The following is a 5,216-nucleotide window of genomic DNA, read 5'->3' as shown; positions in this document are numbered from 1 at the left end:
GGTCAGCGGTGCCGCCCGTCGGGACAGCACCGCTGGCGGCGGCTGAATCAAGTACCCCATCGACACCTTCAACGCCCTGGAAAGCCGAGCCAGCTCCAAGCGTCCAATCGGCGGCTGCCAGCCTCAACCTTGGCCAGCATGGTGCGGTCCAGCCCCACCATCGCCGCGAGATCCTGCTGCGAGATCCCCAACGACAGACGGGCTTGTCGTACCTGCTCACCGACGAGAGGCCAGTCTCAGCCATCAGCCATCGTGCGATAATCGCACACTCAGCGCCGGAATGGGTCAACACATCCTCATCTGAAGCCGAAGGTTCAATGCCGACGGGCGGGGAAGCGAGGAAACCGCCCGCTCATTGCGCCGCCCGCGTTCACCGGCCGGTCAGCTCGGCCAGTTCCGCGCGTCCCTCCGCCGCCCGGGCGGGCAGCAACAGCAGCGTGCAGGCGCGCTCGAACCGGGCGCCGGTGCGCCTCCAGGCCTCGACCGAGGCGGCGAGCGCGTCCTCGTCGCCGTGCAGCCGCCCTGTCGCGCGGGCGAGGCAGGCCGCCGCCCAGTCGTTCTCCGCGCCCGCCGGTGCCGCCGTGGCGAGGCGTTCGGCCGCGTCCGGCAGTCCGGCGACGACGGCGAGCTCGGCTGCGGCCGCCCGGGCGTACGGCTCGTACCTGCTCTGCGGGTAGTCGCCGAACGCGCGCTTGGTCAGCGCCGCCGCCTCGCCCAGCTGGCCGGTGTGCACGGCGACGCGCGCGTCGACGAAGGCGAGGAACGGGACGAGGCTGGGCAGGTGCTCGGCTTCGGCGAGGCCGGTGACCTGAAGGCCGCGGTTCCGCCACCGGCCAAAGCTCGCGCTGTCGCCGAGCAGGCCGTACGCGAGCGCGGCCGCCAGGATAATCGGGGACAGCCAGGGCGCGGGCCGGCTGCCCGCTCGCTGCCAACCGGCCCAGGTGGCGTCAGCATGTCGCACTGCCTCCCGGAACCGCCCGGTGAGGGCGAGGGCCGGGATCAGCTTGCTCGCCGAGGCGTACGGGTGGTTGCTCAGCAGGTCGTCCCGCTGCACCCGCTCGGCGGCGGCAAGTGCGGCCGGCAGGTCGCCGGCCGCGATCGCGTAGGTCACCCCCATATGCAGAGCGTCGACGATCTCCGGCCCGGCGTACGGGTCGTCGCGCGGCAGCGTGGGCAGCAGCGCGAGCCGCTCGCCGGCCACTCGGTGCGCCTCGCGCAGTCGGCCCCTCCTGCTGGCTGCCGCGCTGACCGCCTCCAGCGCCGCGCTGACCAGCACCGTGTCGTTGGCGGTCCGAGCCGCCGCGACTGCGGCGGCGGCGAGATCCGGATCCGGGTCGCGCCACTGCCCGCCGGCCGTCCACGCTCGGGCCAGCGCTAGGCCGGCCGCCACCGCGGGCCGGTGCGGTGCCCCGGCGGCGACCGCCTGGTCGAGCAGGTCGCGTAGCCGCTGCTGGGGTATCTCGGCGCCCGGCGCCGAGTTGAACCGGTTGGCCAGCTCCACGGCCCGGGCCAGCGCGATGGAGCGCGCGTCGCCGTCGCCGGCCGCGCCGGCCTGTTCCGCCGCGGCCAGCAATTGGCGGAAGGGCCGGGGGCTCGAGTTGGTGGCGACCAAGAGGCAGTCCGCCGCGTGGCGCAGGTCCTGCGCGGCCGCATCGGGGCCGGGAGCGTGCGCGGCCGCGCGCTCGAAATGATCTGCGGCTTCCAGCAGGAACCGGTGCGCGTACGCAATGTGTCCGAGTGCGTCGGCCAGTTGGTGGGCGAGCGGGCTCGGCCCCGGCGGGCAGTTCGCCAGGGCGGCCCGGAGATCGTCGGCGACGGCAAGGAACTCGTCGCCGCAGTGGTTGACCGGTGAGCTCTGCTCTCCCGTCCGCGGGTGCTCGCGCGGCCGGTCGGCCAGGCGCCGCTGCAGGCCCGCCGCCGTCGCGGCGGCCCAGCGCACGTGCCGCTCGCGTAGCGCCGGCTCCTCGCCAACCGCGGTGAGCTGTTCGGCGGCAAAGGCCCGGACCGTCTCCAGCAGCCGCCACCTGCTCACCGCCCCTCGCTGGTGGACGACGAGGCTCTTGTCCGCCAGCCGGCCGAGCAGGTCGGCGACCGTGCCGTGCCCGGCCGCCTGGCTGACCGCCACCGCCGCGGCGAGGTCGAAGCTCCCCACGAACACCGCCAGGCGCCGGAACAGGGCGCGCTCCTCGTCGTCCAGCAGGTCGTGGCTCCAGCCGATCACGGCGCGCAGCGAACGGTGTCGCCGGTCCGCCCCGCGCCCACCCGACAGCAGGCGCAGCGCGTCGTCCAGGGCGGCCAGCAGGCCGGCCGCACCCAGCGACGCGCTGCGGGCGGCGGCCAGCTCGATCGCCAGCGGCATCCCGTCGAGTCGGGCGCAGAGTTCGGCCACGACCGCCGGGTCCGCGCTGAAATGCGGGTCGGCGGCGCGGGCCCGGTCCTGGAACAGGGCGACCGCGTCGGTCTCCGGCGGTAGCGCGGCCACCGGGATGATTTGTTCGCCGGGCACGGCGAGCCGTTCCCGACTGGTGGCCAGGACGGTGGCGTCCGGGCAGGCGGACAGGATCCGCTCGACGAAGCCGGCCACCGGGTCGAGCAGGTGCTCGCAGTTGTCCAGCACGAGCAGGGTAGGGCCCTGGCCGAGGCGGTCGGTGATCGCGGCCGCCAGCGGTTGCTGCGCCTGTTCGGTGACCCCGAGGGCGGCCGCCACGGCCTGGGCCACGAAGCCGTCCCGGACCGGTACGAGATCGACGAAAGCCCCGCCGAGCGGGAACGCCGGCGCCGCCGCCGCGCCCACCACGCACGCCAGCCGGGTTTTGCCGATCCCGCCCGGTCCTACCAGGGTCACCAGCCGGTTGTGCCGCAGCGCGGCGAGAACGGCGTCCCGCTCGCGCTCGCGCCCGACGAAGGCCGTACGCGAGTCGGGCAGCCCGGCCAGCTCGCCCGCCGCGGTGGCGCCGTCCGGTGACGGCTGGGCGAATGCCGCGAGATCGAACCGGTCGGCGGCGCCGTACTTGCGCAGCAACGACGACACATGGCTTTCCACCGTGCGCACCGAGATGAACAGCCGCTCGGCGATCTCGGCGTTCGACAGGCGCAGCCCGAGCAGGGCGAGGACCTCCGCCTCGCGCCTTGACGGTCGTTCGGTGGGTGTCAAGCGCACGTCCCCATTGTCCCGTACCCGGCCGGGGCGTCCGTGCGGGCTTTCCGTACCCGGATCCGTGGCGCCCACGGATGCCCGCCGACCCGCCTCGGCCGCAGGCTGGTCCCGTGCAGACAGCAGGCCGGCGCCGAGGTCCGGCCGGCACGAGCGAGAGGACCGCCACCATGACCGACACCCCGGCCCGCAAGGTGATCGCCTCGACGTATGTCTCCCTCGACGGGGTCATCGCGAACCCACACCTGTGGATGCTCTCGTACATGACCGAGGAGGGGCAGCAGTACGCGCTGGAGCAGCTGTTCGCCAGCGACGCCCTGCTGCTCGGACGCGACACGTACGAGGGGTTCGCCCAGGCGTGGCCGAGTATGCCGCGCGACGAGGCTGGCTTCGCCGACCGGATGAACAACCTGCCGAAGTACGTTGTCTCGACGACGCTGGAGCGGGCCGACTGGGAGAACTCCACCATCATCAGCGGGGACGTCGCGAAGGAGATCGCGGAGCTCAAGCGGCAGCCCGGCAAGGACATCCTGATGTACGGCTTCGGTCGGCTCGCCCGCACCCTCCTCGATAACGACCTACTCGACGAGCTGCGGTTCTGGGTGCACCCGGTCCTGGTGGGCGAGGGACGGGTGGAGAACGGCGACCTGCTGTTCCGCGACGGCGGCGCGGCGAACCTGCGGCTGGCCGGACAGACTGTGCTCAGCTCCGGCGTCGTCATCCTGCGCTACCAGCCCACGGAGAAGCAGTAGGCCACGGTCGTCGAAGGAGGAAAGCAGATGACGTACCCGCGGCCGCGGTATCTCGGGGCCACCGGGGAGACCAGCGCCACGTACCGCACGGCGGACGCCGCGCCCGAGCTGCGCCACGCCAGCGGCGGCGGGGCGCACTACCTGGCCACCGGTGCCACGACGAACCGTCAGTTCGGCCTCTACCGCTGGGACATGGGTCCGACCCTCAGCGGCCCGGCACCGCACTTCCACCGCAGCATCTCCGAGTCGTTCTTCATCCTGGCCGGCTCGGTACGCATTTACGACGGCAGACGCTGGATCGACACCGAGCCCGGTGACTTCGTCCACGTGCCCGAGGGTGGAGTGCACGCGTTCCGCAACGAGTCCGGCGAACCCGCGTCGATGCTGCTGCACTTTGCGCCGGGTGCCCCCCGCGAGGGCTACTTCGAAGGGCTGGCCGGGCTGGCGGCGCTGAGCGACGAGGAACGGACCGAGTTCTTCCTTCGCCACGACACGTACTGGCTCTGAGCGGACGTGCGCATGCGCGGCGGTCGCGGGCGTTTCCGCGACCGCCGCCGCTGTCGTCCCCGAGACCCGTCCGACTCCGCGGCCGCCCCGGTGCCGGCGTGCCTCCGGCGGTGGGTTCCGGTTCACTGGGTGAGGAAGGTAGCCAGGCCGTCGAGGACGCGTGCGATGTCGGTGTCGTTGTTGTATGGGGCCAGGCCGAGCCGTAGCGCGTGCTCGTCGTCCAGGCTGAGGCGGCGGAACGGCTCGTATGCGTAGAAGGATCCGGCGGGGGCGAGCACGTCACGGCTCAGGAGGAATTGGTAGGCGTTCCAGGTTTTTCGGCCGGGCAGGGTGACCAGCAGGGTCGGGGTGCGGTCGGCAGCTCGGGAGTGAAGCACGACGTCGGCGCCCAGTGCCGCGAGTCCGTCTTCGAGTAGGCGACGAAGGCGCGTCTCGTGCTCGTCGACGGCATGTAGGGAGGCCCGTAGCCGCTCCCGGCGCGAGGGATTGTCGTCGGTGGCTCCGACGGTCTCGGGGGCGATGTCTGCGAGGAAGTCGACGGCGGCGGTGGCGCCGGCGAGGGCCTCGTAGGGCAGGGTGCCGAGTTCGAAGCGTTCGGGGACGGCGTTGGTGGAGGGGAGCAGCTTGTCCGGATTCAGGGTCTCGAGTAGGTCGGGGGAGGCGGCCAGGACGCCGCAGTGCGGGCCGAGGAACTTGTACGGGGAGCAGACGAACAGGTCCGCACCGAGGGCGGGGACGTCGACGAACTGGTGCGCGGTGTAGTGCACGCCGTCGACGTAGACCAGCGCGCCGACGGCGTGTGC

Annotated in this window: 5 protein-coding genes; 2 read left to right on the top strand and 3 right to left on the bottom strand. The window is 72.8% G+C overall.

Going from position 1 to position 5,216, the window contains the following annotated elements; genetic code table 11:
- Positions 1-68 precede the first annotated feature (68 nt).
- Together ABZ570_RS33450 and ABZ570_RS33445 are read right to left on the bottom strand one after the other, a co-directional pair.
- Positions 69-161 (bottom strand): hypothetical protein, encoded by a 93-nt coding sequence (locus ABZ570_RS33450; protein WP_358072110.1) that lies wholly within the window; start codon positions 159-161, stop codon positions 69-71.
- Positions 162-370: 209 nt separating this feature from the next.
- Entirely contained in the window at positions 371-3,160 is a 2,790-nt protein-coding gene (locus ABZ570_RS33445) for a LuxR C-terminal-related transcriptional regulator (RefSeq protein WP_358072108.1), read from the bottom strand.
- A gap of 164 nt (positions 3,161-3,324) precedes the next feature.
- Between ABZ570_RS33445 and ABZ570_RS33440 the strand changes: the two genes are divergently transcribed.
- Together ABZ570_RS33440 and ABZ570_RS33435 are read left to right on the top strand one after the other, a co-directional pair.
- Positions 3,325-3,906: a dihydrofolate reductase family protein gene (locus ABZ570_RS33440; RefSeq protein WP_358072106.1), complete on the top strand. Its 582-nt coding sequence runs from the start codon at positions 3,325-3,327 to the stop codon at positions 3,904-3,906.
- Between the two features lie 27 nt (positions 3,907-3,933).
- Complete coding sequence (locus tag ABZ570_RS33435) at positions 3,934-4,413, top strand: cupin domain-containing protein (RefSeq protein WP_358072103.1); 480 nt, start codon at positions 3,934-3,936, stop codon at positions 4,411-4,413.
- Positions 4,414-4,535: 122 nt separating this feature from the next.
- On the opposite strand, the gene ABZ570_RS33430 is transcribed toward ABZ570_RS33435, so the two are convergent.
- Positions 4,536-5,216 (bottom strand): aminotransferase class V-fold PLP-dependent enzyme (locus tag ABZ570_RS33430; RefSeq protein WP_358072101.1); only part of this gene is annotated, 681 nt, incomplete at its 5' end.

It is taken from the genome of Micromonospora sp. NPDC007271, from assembly GCF_040634005.1.
Classification (GTDB): domain Bacteria; phylum Actinomycetota; class Actinomycetes; order Mycobacteriales; family Micromonosporaceae; genus Micromonospora.
The sequence above is the reverse complement of the archived record's forward strand: the minus strand, read 5'-3'. Positions and strand labels throughout refer to the sequence as shown.